This window comes from Burkholderia latens (assembly GCF_001718795.1).
Lineage (GTDB): Bacteria > Pseudomonadota > Gammaproteobacteria > Burkholderiales > Burkholderiaceae > Burkholderia > Burkholderia latens_A.
Map to the genome: position 1 here is coordinate 1144748 of NZ_CP013435.1, position 17108 is coordinate 1161855.

Annotated in this window: 18 protein-coding genes and 4 tRNA genes; 15 read left to right on the plus strand and 7 right to left on the minus strand. The window is 66.1% G+C overall.

Annotated features, from left to right (window positions below):
* The first annotated feature begins 26 nt into the window (after nt 1-26).
* The 5 genes from era (at nt 27) to nagZ (ending at nt 4080) form a co-directional block, all read left to right on the plus strand.
* Nucleotides 27-926, plus strand: coding sequence for a GTPase Era (gene era / locus WK25_RS05400; protein ID WP_040143767.1), 900 nt, complete (start codon nt 27-29; stop codon nt 924-926).
* Nucleotides 913-1752, plus strand: a complete 840-nt coding sequence (gene recO / locus WK25_RS05405) for a DNA repair protein RecO (protein WP_040143768.1) — start codon at nt 913-915, stop codon at nt 1750-1752. The genes era and recO overlap by 14 nt, the downstream gene beginning before the upstream one ends.
* On the plus strand, nt 1749-2525 hold the full coding sequence (pdxJ, locus tag WK25_RS05410; RefSeq protein WP_040143769.1) for a pyridoxine 5'-phosphate synthase: 777 nt from the start codon (nt 1749-1751) through the stop codon (nt 2523-2525). Before recO ends, pdxJ begins: the two co-directional genes overlap by 4 nt.
* Nucleotides 2526-2594: 69 nt before the next feature.
* Nucleotides 2595-3023, plus strand: coding sequence for a holo-ACP synthase (gene acpS, locus WK25_RS05415; protein ID WP_040143770.1), 429 nt, complete (start codon nt 2595-2597; stop codon nt 3021-3023).
* 28 nt (nt 3024-3051) lie between these two features.
* Nucleotides 3052-4080, plus strand: coding sequence for a beta-N-acetylhexosaminidase (nagZ, locus tag WK25_RS05420; protein WP_069241136.1), 1029 nt, complete (start codon nt 3052-3054; stop codon nt 4078-4080).
* A 165-nt stretch (nt 4081-4245) separates the two neighbouring features.
* Here the strand turns inward: nagZ and WK25_RS05425 are convergent, their stop codons facing one another.
* The 3 genes from WK25_RS05425 to earP all read right to left on the minus strand — a co-directional run bounded on the left by WK25_RS05425 (nt 4246) and on the right by earP (nt 7794).
* Nucleotides 4246-5631, minus strand: coding sequence for a sigma-54-dependent transcriptional regulator (locus WK25_RS05425; protein WP_040143772.1), 1386 nt, complete (start codon nt 5629-5631; stop codon nt 4246-4248).
* Between the two features lie 269 nt (nt 5632-5900).
* Nucleotides 5901-6458, minus strand: a complete 558-nt coding sequence (gene efp, locus WK25_RS05430; RefSeq protein WP_034206788.1) for an elongation factor P — start codon at nt 6456-6458, stop codon at nt 5901-5903.
* A gap of 139 nt (nt 6459-6597) precedes the next feature.
* Nucleotides 6598-7794 carry an elongation factor P maturation arginine rhamnosyltransferase EarP gene (gene earP / locus WK25_RS05435; RefSeq protein ID WP_069241137.1) on the minus strand — a complete coding sequence of 399 codons (1197 nt, stop codon included), beginning with the start codon at nt 7792-7794 and terminating at the stop codon, nt 6598-6600.
* 76 nt (nt 7795-7870) lie between these two features.
* Between earP and uvrC the strand changes: the two genes are divergently transcribed.
* The 6 genes from uvrC to WK25_RS05465 all read left to right on the plus strand — a co-directional run bounded on the left by uvrC (nt 7871) and on the right by WK25_RS05465 (nt 11266).
* Nucleotides 7871-9919, plus strand: coding sequence for an excinuclease ABC subunit UvrC (gene uvrC / locus WK25_RS05440; protein WP_069241138.1), 2049 nt, complete (start codon nt 7871-7873; stop codon nt 9917-9919).
* A 108-nt stretch (nt 9920-10027) separates the two neighbouring features.
* Nucleotides 10028-10615 (plus strand): CDP-diacylglycerol--glycerol-3-phosphate 3-phosphatidyltransferase, encoded by a 588-nt coding sequence (gene pgsA, locus WK25_RS05445; RefSeq protein WP_040143775.1) that lies wholly within the window; start codon nt 10028-10030, stop codon nt 10613-10615.
* 144 nt (nt 10616-10759) lie between these two features.
* A tRNA-Gly gene (locus tag WK25_RS05450) sits at nt 10760-10835 on the plus strand.
* A gap of 53 nt (nt 10836-10888) precedes the next feature.
* A tRNA-Gly gene (locus WK25_RS05455) sits at nt 10889-10964 on the plus strand.
* Nucleotides 10965-11015: 51 nt separating this feature from the next.
* Nucleotides 11016-11091: transfer RNA gene (locus WK25_RS05460), tRNA-Gly, on the plus strand.
* A gap of 101 nt (nt 11092-11192) precedes the next feature.
* Nucleotides 11193-11266, plus strand: a tRNA-Cys gene (locus WK25_RS05465).
* Between the two features lie 152 nt (nt 11267-11418).
* On the opposite strand, the gene WK25_RS05470 is transcribed toward WK25_RS05465, so the two are convergent.
* Both WK25_RS05470 and WK25_RS05475 read right to left on the minus strand, forming a co-directional pair.
* The gene (locus WK25_RS05470) at nt 11419-11967 is read right to left on the minus strand and encodes a GNAT family N-acetyltransferase (RefSeq protein ID WP_059543771.1); all 549 of its coding nucleotides are present in this window, start codon (nt 11965-11967) and stop codon (nt 11419-11421) included.
* Entirely contained in the window at nt 11964-12623 is a 660-nt protein-coding gene (locus WK25_RS05475; RefSeq protein ID WP_069241139.1) for a helix-turn-helix domain-containing protein, read from the minus strand. Before WK25_RS05475 ends, WK25_RS05470 begins: the two co-directional genes overlap by 4 nt.
* A gap of 145 nt (nt 12624-12768) precedes the next feature.
* On the opposite strand from WK25_RS05475, the gene WK25_RS05480 reads away from it, so the two are divergent.
* Complete coding sequence (locus WK25_RS05480) at nt 12769-13005, plus strand: ParD-like family protein (protein ID WP_040143778.1); 237 nt, start codon at nt 12769-12771, stop codon at nt 13003-13005.
* The gene (gene map, locus WK25_RS05485) at nt 13005-13811 is read left to right on the plus strand and encodes a type I methionyl aminopeptidase (RefSeq protein WP_069241140.1); all 807 of its coding nucleotides are present in this window, start codon (nt 13005-13007) and stop codon (nt 13809-13811) included. The genes WK25_RS05480 and map overlap by 1 nt, the downstream gene beginning before the upstream one ends.
* Nucleotides 13812-13936: 125 nt before the next feature.
* On the opposite strand, the gene WK25_RS05490 is transcribed toward map, so the two are convergent.
* Together WK25_RS05490 and WK25_RS05495 are read right to left on the minus strand one after the other, a co-directional pair.
* On the minus strand, nt 13937-14443 hold the full coding sequence (locus WK25_RS05490) for a GAF domain-containing protein (RefSeq protein ID WP_040143780.1): 507 nt from the start codon (nt 14441-14443) through the stop codon (nt 13937-13939).
* Nucleotides 14444-14586: 143 nt separating this feature from the next.
* Complete coding sequence (locus WK25_RS05495; protein WP_040143781.1) at nt 14587-15504, minus strand: LysR family transcriptional regulator; 918 nt, start codon at nt 15502-15504, stop codon at nt 14587-14589.
* Nucleotides 15505-15614: 110 nt separating this feature from the next.
* On the opposite strand from WK25_RS05495, the gene WK25_RS05500 reads away from it, so the two are divergent.
* Together WK25_RS05500 and WK25_RS05505 are read left to right on the plus strand one after the other, a co-directional pair.
* The gene (locus tag WK25_RS05500) at nt 15615-16481 is read left to right on the plus strand and encodes a pirin family protein (RefSeq protein WP_059543765.1); all 867 of its coding nucleotides are present in this window, start codon (nt 15615-15617) and stop codon (nt 16479-16481) included.
* Nucleotides 16482-16605: 124 nt separating this feature from the next.
* Nucleotides 16606-17097: a GNAT family N-acetyltransferase gene (locus WK25_RS05505; protein ID WP_040143783.1), complete on the plus strand. Its 492-nt coding sequence runs from the start codon at nt 16606-16608 to the stop codon at nt 17095-17097.
* Nucleotides 17098-17108 lie beyond the last annotated feature (11 nt).

Genomic DNA, 17108 nt, shown 5'->3' on the forward strand with positions numbered 1-17108 from the left:
GGTTCCGAACCTGTCTCCCAAACGATATGAACACTCCCGCTCCTACCGGTTTCCGCTGCGGCATGATCGCGATCGTGGGCCGTCCCAACGTCGGCAAGTCGACGTTGATGAACGCACTTGTCGGCCAGAAGATCAGCATCACGTCGCGCAAGGCGCAGACGACCCGCCATCGCATCACCGGCATCAATACGTTCGACGACGCGCAATTCGTGTTCGTCGACACGCCGGGCTTCCAGACCCGCCACAGCACCGCGCTGAACCGCTCGCTGAATCGCGCGGTCACGTCGACGCTCACGTCGGTCGACGTGATCCTGTTCGTGATCGAGGCGGGCCGCTTCGGGCCGGACGACCAGAAGGTGCTCGACCTGATTCCGCCCGGCATGCCGACGCTGCTGATCGCGAACAAGATCGACCGTGTGGCCGACAAGGCATCGTTGTTCCCGTTCATGCAGCAGATGAGCGGACTGCGCGAGTTCACCGAACTCGTGCCGCTGTCCGCGCAGCGTCCGGAAGACATCAAGCGCCTGCTCGACACGATCAAGCCATATCTGCCGGAAGGCGAGCCGATCTACGGCGAGGACGAGCTGACCGATCGCAGCTCGCGCTTTCTTGCGGCCGAAATCCTGCGGGAGAAGGTGTTCCGCTGGACCGGCGACGAATTGCCGTACACGAGCACCGTGCTGATCGACAAGTTCGAAGAGGAAGGGCGCCTGAAGCGCATCTTCGCGACGATTCTCGTCGAGCGCGATTCGCACAAGGCGATGGTGATCGGCAAGAAAGGCGAGAAGCTCAAGCAGATCAGCACCGAAGCGCGGATGGACATGGAAAAGCTGTTCGACGGCCCCGTGTATCTCGAGACCTTCGTGAAGGTGAAGAGCGGCTGGGCCGACAACGAGGCGGGGCTGCGCGCCTATGGGTACGAATGACGCGCTGACGTCGACCGAAGACGCGGTGACGGCCGGCGCGAACGACGCGCCGCTGCCGGCACCGCCCGAACCGCCGCGTCGCAAGGCGCGGCGCGCGACGTCTCGCACGTCCGATTTCCGCGTGACCGAGCAGCCGGCGTTCGTGCTGCACAGCTATCCGTACCGCGAAACCAGCCTGATCATCGACGTGCTCACGCGCGATCACGGCCGCCTCGCGCTCGTCGCGAAAGGCGCAAAGCGCCCGCACTCCGCGCTGCGCGGTGTGCTGCAGACGTTCCAGCCGCTGCTGCTGTCGTGGTCGGGCAAATCCGAGGTGCGCACGCTGACGGGCGCCGAATGGGTCGGCGGGATGCTGCCGCTCGGCGGCGACGGGCTGTTGTGCGGCTTCTACGCGAACGAGCTGCTGGTGAAATTCTGCGCGCGCGAGGATCCGCAGCCGCCGCTCTTCAATCATTACGTGCTGACGCTCACGCGCCTTGCGCACGGCGAACCGGCGGTGCAGGTGCTGCGCTCGTTCGAGCGCGTGCTGCTGCGCGAGACCGGCTACGCGATGGCGCTGACACGCACGGTCGCACGCCGCGCGGTCGAACCCGATCGGAGCTACGTGTTCGATCCCGAGCGCGGCGTGCGCAACGCGGACGACGACGTGCCGTCGCATTGGCCGGTGATTACCGGACAGACGTTGCTCGACATGGAGCAGGACGATTACCATCGAGCCCAGACGGTCGCGCAAAGCAAGACGCTCATGCGCTTCCTGCTGAACACCTATCTCGGCGGCACGCCGCTTGCCACGCGTCAGATCCTGATCGACCTGCAAAATCTATGAGCTTTTTCCTGACAACGCCCACCGTTATTGACCTCGGCGTGAACATCGACCACGTCGCGACGCTGCGCAACGCGCGCGGCACGCGCTATCCCGATCCGATCCGAGCGGCGCTCGCGGCCGAAGAGGCCGGCGCGGACGCGATCACGCTGCACCTGCGCGAGGACCGTCGTCACATCGTCGACGCAGACGTGCGCAAGCTGCGTCCGCTGTTGAAGACTCGAATGAACCTCGAATGCGCGGTGACGGCCGAGATGCTCGACATCGCATGCGACGTGCGTCCGCACGACGCGTGCCTCGTGCCCGAGAAGCGGGAGGAACTGACGACCGAAGGCGGCCTCGACGTCGCGGGCCGCTTCGAGGCCGTGCGCGCCGCATGCAAGCAGCTTGCCGACGCCGGTGTGCGCGTGTCGCTGTTCATCGATCCCGACGAAACGCAGATCCGCGCCGCACACGAAGCCGGCGCGCCGGTGGTCGAACTGCATACCGGCCGCTACGCCGATGCGCACGACGAAGCCGAGCAGCAGCGCGAATACGAACGCATCGTCGCCGGCGTGCAGGCCGGCGCGCAACTTGGGCTGAAGGTCAACGCCGGTCACGGTCTGCATTACACGAACGTGCAGCAGATCGCCGCGATCGACGGCATCGTCGAACTGAACATCGGCCACGCGATCGTCGCGCATGCGATCTTCGCGGGCTGGGACAACGCGGTGCGCGAGATGAAGGCGATCATGGTCGCCGCTCGCGTCGCCGCGCTGCACGGCGGAGTTCGATGACGATGCGTCGCGCGCGCACGCCGATCGATCGCGAGCCGGTATCGCCCGTTCATCGCCGCAGGAACTGACATGGCGATCTACGGTATCGGCACCGACGTCGTTCAGGTGAGCCGCATCGCTGCCGTTCTCGAGCGCACGGGCGGCCGGTTCGCCGAGAAGGTGCTCGGCCCGGACGAGCTGCGCGTGTTTCACGCGCGCCGCGCGCGCTCCGAGGCACGCGGCATCGCGTTTCTCGCGACCCGCTTCTCCGCGAAGGAAGCGTTCTCGAAGGCGATCGGTCTCGGCATGCACTGGCCGATGACGTGGCGCGCACTGCAGACCCTCAATCAGCGCAGCGGTGAGCCGTACGTCGTCGCGTCCGGCGAACTGGCCGGCTGGCTCGCCGCGCGCGGCATTACCGCGCGCGTGACGGTCAGCGACGAACGCGACTACGCGGTGTCGTTCGTGATCGCCGAAACCGATGCCGCGCCGCCGGCACCGCCTCCTCTCGTTCCTTGAACCATTCCCTGACGGACTTCCCGATTCGATGAAAACGACTCCCGGCCCGGTCATGCTCGACGTCGTCGGCACGACGCTGTCGCGCGACGATGCGCGGCGCCTTGCGCATCCGAACACCGGCGGCGTGATCCTGTTCGCGCGGCATTTCCAGGACCGCGCGCAACTGATCGCGCTGACCGATTCGATCCGCGCGGTGCGCGACGACATCCTGATCGCCGTCGATCACGAAGGCGGTCGCGTGCAGCGGTTCCGCACCGATGGTTTCACCGTGCTGCCGGCAATGCGCCGGCTGGGCGAGCTGTGGGATCGCGACGTGCTGCTCGCGACCAAGGTCGCGACCGCGGTCGGCTATATTCTGGCCGCCGAATTGCGTGCGTGCGGATTCGACATGAGCTTCACGCCGGTGCTCGATCTCGACTACGGGCACTCGAAGGTGATCGGCGATCGTGCGTTCCATCGCGACCCGCGTGTCGTCACGCTGCTCGCGAAAAGCCTGAACCACGGGCTGTCGCTCGCCGGCATGGCCAACTGCGGCAAGCATTTCCCCGGGCACGGTTTCGCGGAGGCTGACTCGCACGTCGCGCTGCCGACCGACGACCGGCCGCTCGATGCGATCCTCGACCAGGACGTCGCACCGTACGACTGGCTCGGACTTTCGCTGTCCGCGGTGATTCCCGCTCACGTGATCTACACGCAGGTCGACAAGCGGCCGGCCGGCTTCTCGCGCGTGTGGCTGCAGGACGTCTTGCGCGGTCGATTGGGCTTTACCGGCGCGATCTTCAGCGACGACCTGTCGATGGAAGCGGCGCGCGAAGGCGGCACACTCACGCAGGCGGCCGATGCGGCGCTTGCCGCCGGTTGCGACATGGTGCTCGTATGCAACCAGCCGGACGCGGCGGAGGTCGTGCTGAACGAACTGAATGCGCAGGCGTCGCCCGAGTCGGTGCGGCGCATCAAGCGGATGCGCGCGCGCGGCAAGGCGCTCAAGTGGGACAAGCTGATCGAGCAGCCCGAGTATGTGAGCGCGCAGGCGCTGTTGAGCAGCGCGCTCGCGTGAACCGGTAGGGCGGCGTAACGTCGCGTCGTTCCAGTCGGCGAAACAGTCGCCGGAAACGAAAAGCCGCGCTTTTGCGCGGCTTTTTCATGGGAACGCGAGAGGCTGGCAGTCTATCGCGCAACTAACGGTCGGTCGTCGACAGCGCCCGCAACGAGCGCCGGCCGGTCAGTTGACCTTCATCCGCTGCAGCTTGTTATACAGCGTCTTCGGGCTGATGCCGAGCAGCGTCGCTGCGCGATGGCGCGTGCCGCCGACCGCGTCGAGCGTTGCGCGAATCAACAGATCCTCGACGTCGGACAGCGGCGTGCCGACCTTGATCTGCACGCTGCTGCCGTTCAGCGCGGCACCGGCCGCGAAGCTTGCCTCGCCGGCACGGAGCGTCTCGATGAAATCGCCGGACGCGTCATACGCGAAGCGCACGCGCTCCTGAAGTTCGCGCACGTTGCCGGGCCATTCGTACGTCAAGCATTCGCGCACGAAGCCAGGCGCCGCGCGTTTGTCGGTCGTGCTGCGGCCGGTCGCGCGCGCTTCACGGTTCAGTTCGTCGATCAACGCGTCCGCGATCGCGAGCGCATCGCCGTCGCGTTCGCGCAGCGGCGGCATCGTAATCGATGCCGCATCGAGGCGCAGCCACAGATCCTCCCGCAGCGTGCCGTTTGCGACCGCCTCGCGGGCCGGGCGGCGCGTCGCCGCGATCAGCCGGAAGTCGCTCGCGATCGAACTGGTGCCGCCGATGCGCATGAAGTTCTGCGAGTCGAGCGCATGCAGCAACGCTTCCTGCAACACGAGCGGCAGCGCGGTGATTTCGTCGAGAAACAGCGTGCCGCCGCCGGCCTGTTCGAACAGGCCGGATTCGCGGCGCTCCGCGCCGTCGAACGCGCCGCGCTCATGGCCGAACAGCACGCTGTCGAGGGAGGCGCCGTGACGGCCGGCCTGCGCGAGCGTCCGGCAGTCGAACGACACGAACGGCCCTTTACGGCGCCGGCTCAGGTCGTGCAGCGTGCGCGCGGCCAGTTTCTTGCCGGTGCCGGCTTCGCCCGAGAACAGCACGGCCGTTTCGGTGCGCGCGTTGTGCTCGATCATGTCGTACACGTGCTGCATCGCTTCGCTGCGGCCGACCAGCGCGCCGAAGCGGCCGAGATGGCGCAGCGACGCGCGCAGCGTCTGGACTTCGTCGATCAGTTCGTACGGCCGAGGAATCCGGGCCAGCAGGCTGCGCAGGCGCGGAATGTTGATCGGCTTCAACAGGTAGTCCCAGATGCCGTGGCGCAGGCCTTCGATCGCGCTCTCGACCGTCGCGTTGCCCGTCAGCACGATTACCGGCAGCGAACCGTTCGGCTGCTGCTGCGGCAGATGCTGGAGCAGGTCGAACCCGCTGCCGTCCGGCAGGTTCAGGTCGACGAGGACGACGTCGGGAATCGAGCGGCCGAGCGCCGTGCGCGCCTCGGCGAGCGACGTGGCCGTGTCGACGGAGAAGCCGTCTGCAGCGAGCAGCGCGGTCAGGCCGGACAGACTGTTGGGATCGTCTTCGACAATCAGGGCGTGTGGCATGGTGGACGCGAGTCGAGTCAAGAGAGGCGAGCTGTCGGCCACGGAGCCGGCCGCAGCCGCATGTCAGATTAAAGACTGATTCTATGCCCCGCTGAACGCCTGACGCGCATTATTTCTTCGTCGCTATAAAACAGTTACCGATGATACAAATTGAATACCTTTAGTGCTGGATTTTGTGTTCGTGACGACACCGAAGCGTGCTGCTGTTGGCGGCGGACAAACAAAAAGCGCCCCGAAGGGCGCTTTGTTCGACACGGAAATCGCAGCGATTACGCGCGGCTGCGGTATTCGTTCGTGCGCGTATCGATTTCGATCTTGTCGCCGGTATTGCAGAACAGCGGCACTTGCAGTTCGAAACCCGTTGCGAGCTTCGCGTTCTTCAGCACCTTGCCCGACGACGTGTCGCCCTTGACCGCCGGTTCCGTGTACGTGATCTCGCGGACCAGGATCGTCGGCAGTTCGACGGAGATCGCCTTCTCGTTGTAGAAGACGACTTCGCACGCCATGCCGTCTTCGAGGTAGTTCAGCGCTTCGCCCATCATTTCCGCTTCGACTTCGTACTGGTTGTAGTCGGCGTCCATGAACACGTACATCGGGTCGGCGAAGTACGAGTACGTCACTTCCTTGCGGTCGAGCACGACGACGTCGAATTTGTCGTCGGCCTTGTAGACCGATTCCTGGCCTGCGTTCGTCAGCAGGTTCTTCATCTTCATCTTGACGACGGCGGCGTTACGGCCCGACTTGTTGTATTCCGTCTTCGCGATGACCCATGCGTCGCTGCCGATCTGCACGACGTTGCCTACGCGGAGTTCCTGTGCGGTCTTCATAAAAAACTGTCCTGATCCAATCAAATAAATAGGTGCCTGAGCGTGGCGCAACGGCTGACGGCGCAAGCGGGATGCGTTCCGGCGGGGGCGCCCCGGGCTCGAATGCGAGCGCTTGCGTGGTCAGCCGTCGGATAACCGCTTATTTTAACTGAGATTTTGCGTATTCCGCCAGCTTTCCGGCGAGATCGCCGACGCTCGCGAGCGCGTCCGCCCAGCGGGCTGCATTCGCGTCGAGCGCTGCACGGTGCTGCAGCAGATCCGGCCAGTCCGGCGTGCCGGCGCCGTTCCAAGCATGCCAGAAGCGCTCGAGCGCCGCGCGCGGCGCGGCGTCGAGCCCGGCGGACAGGTGCGCGAGCGCGGCGTCGAGCTTGGGCAGGTGCGCATCGTCGGCCTGCGGGTAGATGTGCCACACGAACGGCTTGCGCGCCCACTGCGCGCGGACGAACGAGTCCTCGCCACGCACGAAATTGACGTCGGCGACCCATAGCAGCGCATCGTAGTCGGCCTGCGGGACGAACGCGAGCCCGTACGCGGTGAGGTTTCCGGCCGTCGCGCGCGCACCGGCGCCAAACGACTCAACCCCGAAAAAGCGCGCGACGGCCGGCGATACGCGACCGGCCGGCACGAGCGCGACGACGGCGGACGCGCCGTCGCGCCATTGCGCGAGCAGCGCGTCCACGGCCGGATTCTCGTACGCGAACAGGCTCACGACCGTCGTGCCGCGCGGGGGCGGCGCGCTGCCCGTCGCGCGTTGCCACCACGCGCCGCGTGCGGCCGCGTCGGCTTCGAACGCGATGCGGCGCGTGTCGAGATCGCGCTCCTTCAGCACGCCGCCGGTGCCGGCAGACAGCCCGGGGAAGAAGAATGTCTTCAGCAGCGGATAGCGCGGGTGCGGAGACGGGCGCAGATGGAAATCGGCAACCCAGTCCTCCGCGCTCAGATATTCGAGGTTGATCCATACCGGGCGGCGCGCGCGGCGGGCCATCGCCGCGAGATAGGCGCCGGGCAGCTCGCACGCGAACGCTTCGATCACGACATCGGCGATCTCGAGCGCGTCGCCGACTTCCGCATGCCAGTGTTCGACGACGATGCCGTCGATCGTCTGCCGCGCCGCATCGGGATCGACCCCGGGCTGCAGCCGCGCAAACGTGCGCAGGTCGTCGATGAAGAGGCGCATCTGCCACCCGTGTTCGTGCGCGAGCTGGCGCGCGAGCCGCCAGCACACGCCGATGTCGCCGAAGTTGTCGATCACGGTGCAGAAAAGGTCGCACGCAATCGGTTCGCCGGGCGAGAGCGGTGCAGGGCGGGGGACGGAGGCGGGGGCGGTGCTGGGCATCGAAGCGGGCCGGTGAATGCTCTAAACTGGCGATTCTAATGGACCCGCTCCGCGCCACAAGGCGCCCGGATCACGCATGACATCCCCAGAAGCCGCCGACCTCCCGTTCGAACCGAAGAAAATCCTCGCGCAGTTGCCGCACATGCCGGGCGTCTACCGCTACTACGATGCCGCGGGCGCCGTACTTTACGTCGGCAAGGCGCGCGACCTGAAGAAGCGCGTGTCGAGCTATTTCACGAAGACGCAGCTGTCGCCGCGCATCGCGATGATGGTCACGCGCATCGCGCGCATCGAGACGACCGTCACGCGTTCGGAAGCCGAGGCGCTGCTGCTCGAGAACAACCTGATCAAGGCGCTCGCGCCGCGCTACAACATCCTGTTTCGCGACGACAAGTCGTATCCGTACCTGAAGCTCACCGCGCACCGCTTTCCGCGCATGGCGTACTACCGCGGCTCGGTCGACAAGCAGAACCAGTATTTCGGGCCTTTCCCGAGCGCGTGGGCCGTGCGCGAGAGCATCCAGATCCTGCAGCGCGTGTTCCAGTTGCGCACGTGCGAGGACTCGGTGTTCAACAACCGCACGCGGCCGTGCCTGCTGCATCAGATCGGGCGCTGCACGGCGCCGTGCGTCGGTGCGATTTCCGAGGACGATTACGCGGTCGACGTGTCGAACGCCGCGCGCTTCCTGCTCGGCCGGCAGTCGGAAGTGATGAAGGAGCTCGAGCAGAAGATGCACGCATTCGCGGCCGAGCTGAAGTTCGAGCAGGCCGCGGCGGTGCGCAACCAGATGAGCTCGCTTGCGACGGTTCTGCACCAGCAGGCGATCGAAGTCGGCAGCGACAGCGACGTCGACGTCCTGGCGGTCGTCGCGCAGGGCGGACGCGTGTGCGTGAACCTCGCGATGGTGCGCGGCGGCCGGCACCTTGGCGACAAGGCTTATTTCCCGACGCACGTCGAAAGCGCGCTCACGCTGGCCGAGGGCGGCCTCGGCGACGATGCGGACGCGGCGAATGCAGCGGCGACCTCGGACACGCTCGACGCGAGCACCGCTGCGCTGCCCGACCAGCCTGCGGAGGAGCCGGCCGCCGCGCGCGACGCCGGCGCATCGATCGAAGCGGAAGTGCTCGACGCGTTCATCGCGCAGCATTATCTCGGCAACCGCGTACCGCCCGTGCTGGTCGTGAGCCACGTACCGGCAAGCCGCGACCTGCTCGAGCTGTTGTCCGAGCAGGCCGGCCACAAGGTGTCGCTGGTGCGGCAGCCGCAAGGGCAGCGGCGCGCATGGCTGACGATGGCCGAACAGAATGCACGGCTCGCGCTCGCGCGGCTGCTGTCCGAACAGGGCTCGCAGCAGGCGCGCACCCGCGCGCTGGCGGAGACGCTCGGCTTCGAATGCGACGATCTCGCGACGCTGCGCATCGAATGTTTCGACATCAGCCATACGATGGGGGAGGCGACGCAGGCGTCGTGCGTCGTCTATCACCATCACAAGATGCAGTCGGGCGAGTACCGGCGCTACAACATCACGGGCATCACACCCGGCGACGATTACGCGGCGATGCGGCAGGTGCTTACGCGTCGCTACGAGAAGATGGTCGAGCAGGCCGCGCAGGCAGCGGCTGCCGACGACGCGGCGGGCATCGACGGCGAATCGACGCACCGGGCCGAAGCATCGAGCCTGCTGCCGAACATCGTGCTGATCGACGGCGGCAAGGGGCAGGTTGAAATCGCTCGCCAGGTTTTCACCGAGCTTGGGCTCGACACGTCGATGCTGGTCGGCGTCGCGAAGGGCGAGGGTCGCAAGGTCGGGCTGGAGACGCTGGTGTTCGCGGACGGCCGCACGCCGCTCGAACTCGGCAAGGAGAGCGCCGCGCTGATGCTCGTCGCGCAGATCCGCGACGAGGCGCACCGCTTCGCGATCACCGGAATGCGCGCGAAGCGGGCGAAGGCGCGCCAGACGTCGCGGCTCGAGGAGCTCGAAGGCGTCGGCGCGAAGCGCCGGCAGCGGCTGCTGGCGCGGTTCGGCGGGCTGCGCGGCGTCGTCGCGGCCAGCGTCGAGGAACTGGCGAGCGTCGACGGCATCTCGCATGCGCTCGCCGAGCAGATCTACAAGCAGCTTCATTGACGAGGCCGTGCGACCGGCTGCATCTGCCCGCGAGCCCGCGTTTCCCGCGTTCTTGTGGCAGGCCGGTCGACACGGCACAATTGCGAATCCTTTACTGACCCGCAAGCCATGCCGTTCAATTTCCCGATTTTCCTGACGTGGGTCCGGATCGTGCTGATCCCGCTCGTCGTCGGCGTGTTCTATCTGCCGGACACGATGATGGGCGGTGCGCACCGCAATCTCGCGGCGGCGGCGATCTTCATCCTGGCCGCGCTGACCGACTGGTTCGACGGGTTTCTTGCGAGAAAATGGAACCAGACTTCGTCGTTTGGCGCATTCCTGGATCCGGTCGCGGACAAGTTGATGGTAACGGCGGCGTTGCTGATCCTCGTGCAGATTGCGCGGGTGGATGCGGCGATCGCGCTCGTGATTGTCGGCCGCGAGATCGCGATCTCGGCGCTGCGCGAGTGGATGGCGCAGATCGGTGCGTCGAAGAGCGTCGCGGTGAACCAGCTCGGCAAGTTCAAGACCGCGTGCCAGATGGTCGCGATCCCGATGCTGCTGTACTACGGCCCGTTGCCGCTCGGCATCGCGACGATCGACACGCGCGTGTGGGGCGAATGGCTGATGTATCTCGCGGCGGTGCTGACGATCTGGTCGATGCTGTACTACATGAAGCTCGCATGGCCGCAGATTCGTGAGCGCGGCGGCGCATGATCGTCGTCAGGGCAGCAGGCGGCGCAGGTTTTTGGAAAAAGGGCTGGAAAAGCCCTTGACATACGAATGTGCCTTCGACATAATCTCGCTTCTCCGCTGCACGACGAAGTGAGTGTGTGGCGGGGAAGTAGCAGTGCAGCATATGCGGGAGTAGCTCAGTTGGTAGAGCGCAACCTTGCCAAGGTTGAGGTCGCGAGTTCGAGACTCGTCTCCCGCTCCAGATTTTTTCTGGCAGCGTGTTGAGCGGCAAAGCGCTGCAGATGCAGGACCCATGCGGGAGTAGCTCAGTTGGTAGAGCGCAACCTTGCCAAGGTTGAGGTCGCGAGTTCGAGACTCGTCTCCCGCTCCAGATTTTTCTGGCAGCGTGTTGGGTGGCAAAGCGCTGCAGGTGCAGGACAATGCGGGAGTAGCTCAGTTGGTAGAGCGCAACCTTGCCAAGGTTGAGGTCGCGAGTTCGAGACTCGTCTCCCGCTCCAAGTCATGGGGAAGCCACGCTTCCCTTTTTATTTGATGGACTGATGGTCATCGAGTAAAGAATCTGTCGTTTGCCGATACGGCATGCGGACAGTCCGCTTTTGGCGCGATAGCAAAGCGGTTATGCAGCGGCCTGCAAAGCCGTTTAGGCCGGTTCGACTCCGGCTCGCGCCTCCAGGTAGTATGAGAAAAGCCCCGCTTCGGCGGGGCTTTTCTTTTGCGCGCGCGGATGCCGGCTCGTGATGCCGATGAGCATCGGCGTCATCACCGTGCGCAGGGCGGTGGGGCGCTGATCGAAGCCGCCGCATCCCCCTGCGCGAACCCGACGATCAACCATCCACCGGCTGCGCCGGCGTATCGAGCCTGAGCTGGTAAAACGCCGCGTCGAGCCAGCGCCCGAACTTGAAGCCCGCCTCGGCGATCGTGCCCGCGTGTACGAAGCCAAGCCGCGTATGCAGCGCGACGCTGCCGCCGTTCGTCGCGTCGATGCAGCCGACCAGCACGTGCACTTGCGCGTCCCGCGCGCGCCGGATCAACTCGCGCAGCAGCAGTTCGCCGAGCCCGCGGCCGCGATGGTCGCGGTGTACGTAGACGCTGTGTTCAACCGTGTACTTGAACGCAGGGAACGCGCGAAACGTACCCCAGCTCGCGAAGCCGACCAGCGAGCCCGCTTCGTCCACAGCGCCGACGACAGGAAAACCGCCCGCGCGCTTCGTCGCGAACCATGTGACCATCGCTTCCGGCGGACGCGGCCGGTAATCGTAGAGCGCGGTCGAGTTCACGATCGCATCGTTCAGGATGTCGAGGATGGCCGCGGCGTGTTCGGCCTCGTTGCAATCGATCAGGCGCACGTCGTCGCGCGGTGTCGGGGAATTCATAGGGGCTCCTGCGCCTGTCGGCTTTGAACGGATGAGATGCTGCGTGCGCCGACGGCGGCTGATCCATCGCAGATCGCGACGACGTAGCGCGCGGCGTGCGACGACGGGTTGCTGAAAATCAGCGGCTGATCGAGCCGCATGGCCAGACAGTCGCCTTCGTGAAGCGCATGCAGCTGATCGCCCAACGTGACGTCTACACGCCCATGGACGACCCACACCTGTTGGTGCAATGCGCTTTCGCGCCCGCCGGAGTCGTACGCGACGCGTGCACCGGGCGGGAAATCGACTTCGACGAGCTGGAGCGGCGACGGCCAGCCGGCCGGCGACAGGTTGCGCCGCACGTAACCGGACGCCGGATCGCGCCATTCCGTCTGCTGCGTGCGCCGCGCGAGCGGTTGCGCAGGCGCGTCGTCGCGATCGCCGCCGAACAGCCCGGCCAGCGACACGCCGAGGCCCGCCGCGAGCTTGTCGAGCACGACGGCCGTCGGGCTTGCCGACGCGCGCTCGATGAGCGAGATCATCGAACGGCTGACGCCGGAACGTGCGGCGAGCGCATCGAGCGTATAGCCTCGAAGCGTGCGCAGCTCACGCACGCGCCGCGCGATGCGATCGTTGATGCCAGTGTCGTCGGCGGGTGTGCTGGCTAATTCTTGCATGATGGATCGATTCTCCAGCAAACTGGAATTGGAAGTCAACGGCCATCCCGACGGCTGGACCGACGCGCCAACAATCCTTCGCTTGCCCACCCGACGATGCGAGCGTAATATACGAAACGACTATATTTCGTTTAATTGGAGACATATGGGAATCATCAAGATCTCCGAGCACATGCACGAACGGCTGCGCTCGACCAGTACCGCGCTGAGCCGCTCGATCAATGCGCAGGCCGAGCACTGGCTGCGCGTCGGGATGCTGTCGGAACTCAATCCGTCGTTGTCCTACGGCGATATCTGCCGGATGCTGATCGAGACCGAAGCGCGCGGCGGTGATGCGGGCGCGGCGGAACCGGTGGCTCACGGCATCGAGCAGGTGGCGTGATGGCGAAGCGCGAAATTCCGATCCGCGGTGCTGCGGAAATCGCCAAGTCGCGCGAGGCCGCGAAGCTCGCGTCGCAGGTGCTGACGATGATCACCGACCACGTGAAGCCGGGTGTCACGACTGACGAACTCGATGCGCGTTGCCGCGAATACATCGTCGACGAACTCGGTGCGATTCCGGCGAACATCGGCTACCACGGCTATCCGAAAACGCTGTGCACGTCGGTCAATCACGTCGTCTGTCACGGCATTCCGTCGTCGCGGCCGATGCGCGACGGCGACATCGTCAACCTCGACATCGCGGTGATCAAGGACGGGTGGTTCGGCGACACGAGCCGCATGTACTTCGTCGGCGAGCCGGGCGAATTGGCGCGGCGTCTCGTCGCGGTGACCTACGAGGCGATGCATGCGGGGATTCGTGCGGTGCGGCCGGGCGCAACGCTCGGCGATGTCGGTTACGCGATCCAGCAGATCGCGCATCGCGAAGGGTTCAGCGTGGTCCGCGAGTACTGCGGGCACGGGATCGGCGACGTCTACCACGACGAGCCGCAAGTGCTGCACTATGGCCGCCCCGGCACCGGCGTCCCGCTGCGCCCCGGAATGATCTTCACGATCGAGCCGATGCTGAATGCGGGCAAGCGCGATACGCGCGTGCTGGCGGACGGCTGGACGGTCGTCACGAAGGATCACTCGCTGTCTGCGCAATGGGAGCACATGGTCGTGGTCACGGAGCAGGGCGTCGAGATCCTGTCGGACGACGTGACGCCCAAAGCATTCGCAGCCGTTTCGGGCACGCACGCAGCCTGACGGCCACGGCATGCTCGCGCATGCTGCAACGTACAATGGGCCCCGTCAGGGGCCCTTGTCATTGAAGCGTGCGCGGTGCGGTCGGCAAGCGAGCGTCTTTGCAGACGTGGCCACCCGCGCGGCGCTTATCGGTCGCGCGTCTTCTCCCAGGCGTGTTCGACGAACACACGGCACAGGGCTTCCATTCCGTTACGGTCTTCGTCGTCGAAGCGTGCGGCGACGGGGCTGTCGACGTCCCACACGCCGATCAGCGTGCCGTCGGCGGCTACCAGGGGCACGACGATTTCCGATTCCGAGGCCGCGTCGCACGCGATATGGCCCGGGAATTCATGCACATCGCGCACGACCTGCGTCTCGCGGGTCTGCGCGGCCGTGCCGCACACGCCCTTGCCGAGCGCGATCCGGACGCACGCGGGCTTGCCCTGGAACGGTCCGACCACGAGTTCCGATCCGTCGAAGAAATAGAAGCCGGCCCAGTTCAGGCGGTCGAGCGAATGATAGACGAGCGCCGAGAAATTCGCGGCGTTCGCGATCAGATCGCGCTCCGATTCGACAAGTGCGCGCGCCTGCTCGACGAGCGTGGCATAGAGTTCGGTCTTGGAGGCGTGAGGGTCGGTGGACAGCGTGAACATGGCTGGATGGCAAAAGAGTGATGAACAACGGATTGCGAAAAGCGCGGTGCGCGTCCCGCAGTCTACGGCACGCGCGGCGTGTGTGCAGCGCCCGGCTCAGGGGCGCGGTGGCGAATGCGCCGCGACGGCGCTTGCAATGCCGCTCAATCGGGTTCGAGCTGGGCGAACCGCTCGGCCAGGAAATCGAGCAACGCGCGCACGGCCGGCAGCAGCCCGCGCCGCGACGCGAATACCGCATGCACGATTTCGCGGCGCGGCGCCCAGTCCGGCAGCACGGTGACGAGTTCACCGCGCGCGACTTCGTCGCGCACCATCATCGTCGGCAACTGCACGATGCCGACCCCAGCGACCGCAGCCGCGCGCAACGCGAGCATGCCGCCCGTCACGAGCCTCGGCTGGTGGTGGATCTCCGCTTGCGCGCCGGCGGGGCCGCGCAGCCGCCATACATGCGTGGCCTGCGGCACGCCGTGATCGAGGCTCGGCAGGCGCGTGAGATCGGCCGGCACGGCCGGCACGCCATGCTCGTGCAGCAACGCAGGGCTCGCGACGAGGCACTGGCCTCGCTCGGCCAGCACACGCAGTGCGAGATCGCTGTCTTCGAGCGGCGGCGGCCGCACGCGGATCGCGACGTCGATCCCTTCACCGACCACGTCGACGCGCCGGTTGGTCGCCTCCAGATGAATCTCGACGCGCGGGCACGCGACCATGAACGCGGCGATCATCGCGCCGACCAGCGAGTCGAGCAGCACGACGGGGCAGCTGATGCGCACGATCCCGCGCGGCTCCTCGTGCAGCAGCGCGATCGCCTCGTCGGCGGCATCGGCCTCGACGAGCATCGCGCGGCAATGCGCGTAATACGTCTGACCGACGTCGGTGACGGTGAAACGGCGCGTCGAGCGCTGGATCAGCCGCATCCCTAGCCGCGCCTCGAGCAACGCAATGCGCCGGCTCAGCTTCGATTTCGGCATGTTCAGCGCGCGCCCGGCAGGCGCGAACCCGCCGTGCTCGACCACCTGCACGAAGTAATAGAGATCGTTCAGATCCCGTTCGTTATCGTTCATCAAATAGAACGCTGAGTGCGATTTCGGCAGTCTACCGGATCGATCGTTCCATCACTATATTCGTACTCAGGATGCGAAACACGTGTTTCGCCGCAATTCGGAGAAGGCAAATGAAGAAGATCCAGGGTGTTTATAGCGCGCCTCGCGGTCATTGGGTCGGCGACGGTTTCCCGGTGCGGTCGATGTTCAGCTATCAGTCTCACGGCGCCCACCTGAGCCCGTTCCTGCTGCTCGACTATGCCGGGCCCGCGAACTTCGAGCCGGCTTCGGCACCGCGCGGCGTGGGCCAGCACCCGCACCGCGGATTCGAAACGGTGACGATCGTCTATGACGGCGAAGTCGCTCACCGCGATTCGACCGGCGCGGGCGGTACGATCGGTCCGGGCGACGTGCAATGGATGACGGCCGGGAGCGGGATCCTGCACGAGGAGTTCCACTCGGACGCATTCACGAAGCGCGGCGGGCCGCTCGAGATGGTGCAGCTGTGGGTGAACCTGCCCGCCGCTGACAAGATGAATGCGCCCGGCTATCAGACGATCCTGAACGCCGATATCCCGGTGGTCGACCTGCCGGACGGTGCGGGACGTGCGCGCATCATCGCAGGCGAGTTCGACGGCCGGCGCGGGCCGGCCCGCACGCATACGCCGATCGACGTGTGGGACGTGCGGCTGGCGGCAGGTGGACGCGCACGGTTGCCGATCGCCGAAGGGCGCACGCTCGCGGTGGTCGTGCTGAGCGGTACGGTGCTGGTGAACGGCGAGACGATCGCCCGCGAAGCGCAATTCGTGCAGTTGAGCCGCGACGGCCGCGACGTCGAACTCGAAGCGAACGGCGACGCCAAGCTGCTGATCCTGAGCGGCGAGCCGATCGATGAGCCGGTCGTCGGTTACGGCCCGTTCGTGATGAACTCGCAAGAGGAAATCCGGACCGCGATCGACGATTTCAACAGCGGCCGCTTCGGCCGGATGCCGGCCTGACCGACGAGCCCCGCGCGATGCGGGGCTTTTTTTCATGCGCGCGTGCCGTCGCGCGCCATGTGCGCTTCGAGGCATAATCGACGATTGCCGCGCGCCGGCCGGCGCGCCCGAATCAGGACCGCACATGAACGCTTCAGCACTCGCCGCATCCCCGCGCGCCGCCGATCTGGACTGGCGCTGGAAATTCTTCGACGCGCTGACGACGCGCGAGCTCTATACGATCCTCGACGCACGCAGCGCCGTGTTCGTGGTCGAGCAGAACTGCGTGTATCGCGACATCGACGATGCGGATCCGGCGGCGTGGCATCTGGCCGCATACGATCCGGCTGGACGTCTTGCCGGCTATCTGCGCGTGCTGCTGCCGGATGCGCAGCACACCGACGTGCGCATCGGCCGCGTGCTGACGACCGCGCCGTTTCGTGGCGCGGGCCTCGGCAACACACTGATTTCGCGCGCGCTCGAGCACATCGACGCGCAGTGGCCGGATACGCAGGTGAGTCTGCATGCGCAGGCCCATCTGCAGCGCTTTTACGGAGCGTTCGGTTTCACGCCGAGCTCGGACGTGCACGACGAGGACGGCATCCCGCACGTGTGGATGACCCGCGCGCGCGGCTGAGCCGCGGCGCG

Coding starts and splice junctions, on each gene's coding strand:
- nagZ (WP_069241136.1), top strand. CDS start 3,052: ATGAAAACGACTCCCGGCCCGGTCATGCTCGACGTCGTCGGCACGACG.
- WK25_RS05505 (WP_040143783.1), top strand. CDS start 16,606: ATGAACGCTTCAGCACTCGCCGCATCCCCGCGCGCCGCCGATCTGGAC.
- era (WP_040143767.1), top strand. CDS start 27: ATGAACACTCCCGCTCCTACCGGTTTCCGCTGCGGCATGATCGCGATC.
- recO (WP_040143768.1), top strand. CDS start 913: ATGGGTACGAATGACGCGCTGACGTCGACCGAAGACGCGGTGACGGCC.
- WK25_RS05425 (WP_040143772.1), bottom strand. CDS start 5,631: ATGCCACACGCCCTGATTGTCGAAGACGATCCCAACAGTCTGTCCGGC.
- map (WP_069241140.1), top strand. CDS start 13,005: ATGGCGAAGCGCGAAATTCCGATCCGCGGTGCTGCGGAAATCGCCAAG.
- pdxJ (WP_040143769.1), top strand. CDS start 1,749: ATGAGCTTTTTCCTGACAACGCCCACCGTTATTGACCTCGGCGTGAAC.
- WK25_RS05490 (WP_040143780.1), bottom strand. CDS start 14,443: ATGTTCACGCTGTCCACCGACCCTCACGCCTCCAAGACCGAACTCTAT.
- WK25_RS05500 (WP_059543765.1), top strand. CDS start 15,615: ATGAAGAAGATCCAGGGTGTTTATAGCGCGCCTCGCGGTCATTGGGTC.
- WK25_RS05480 (WP_040143778.1), top strand. CDS start 12,769: ATGGGAATCATCAAGATCTCCGAGCACATGCACGAACGGCTGCGCTCG.
- WK25_RS05470 (WP_059543771.1), bottom strand. CDS start 11,967: ATGAATTCCCCGACACCGCGCGACGACGTGCGCCTGATCGATTGCAAC.
- earP (WP_069241137.1), bottom strand. CDS start 7,794: ATGCCCAGCACCGCCCCCGCCTCCGTCCCCCGCCCTGCACCGCTCTCG.
- acpS (WP_040143770.1), top strand. CDS start 2,595: ATGGCGATCTACGGTATCGGCACCGACGTCGTTCAGGTGAGCCGCATC.
- WK25_RS05475 (WP_069241139.1), bottom strand. CDS start 12,623: ATGCAAGAATTAGCCAGCACACCCGCCGACGACACTGGCATCAACGAT.
- efp (WP_034206788.1), bottom strand. CDS start 6,458: ATGAAGACCGCACAGGAACTCCGCGTAGGCAACGTCGTGCAGATCGGC.
- pgsA (WP_040143775.1), top strand. CDS start 10,028: ATGCCGTTCAATTTCCCGATTTTCCTGACGTGGGTCCGGATCGTGCTG.
- uvrC (WP_069241138.1), top strand. CDS start 7,871: ATGACATCCCCAGAAGCCGCCGACCTCCCGTTCGAACCGAAGAAAATC.
- WK25_RS05495 (WP_040143781.1), bottom strand. CDS start 15,504: ATGAACGATAACGAACGGGATCTGAACGATCTCTATTACTTCGTGCAG.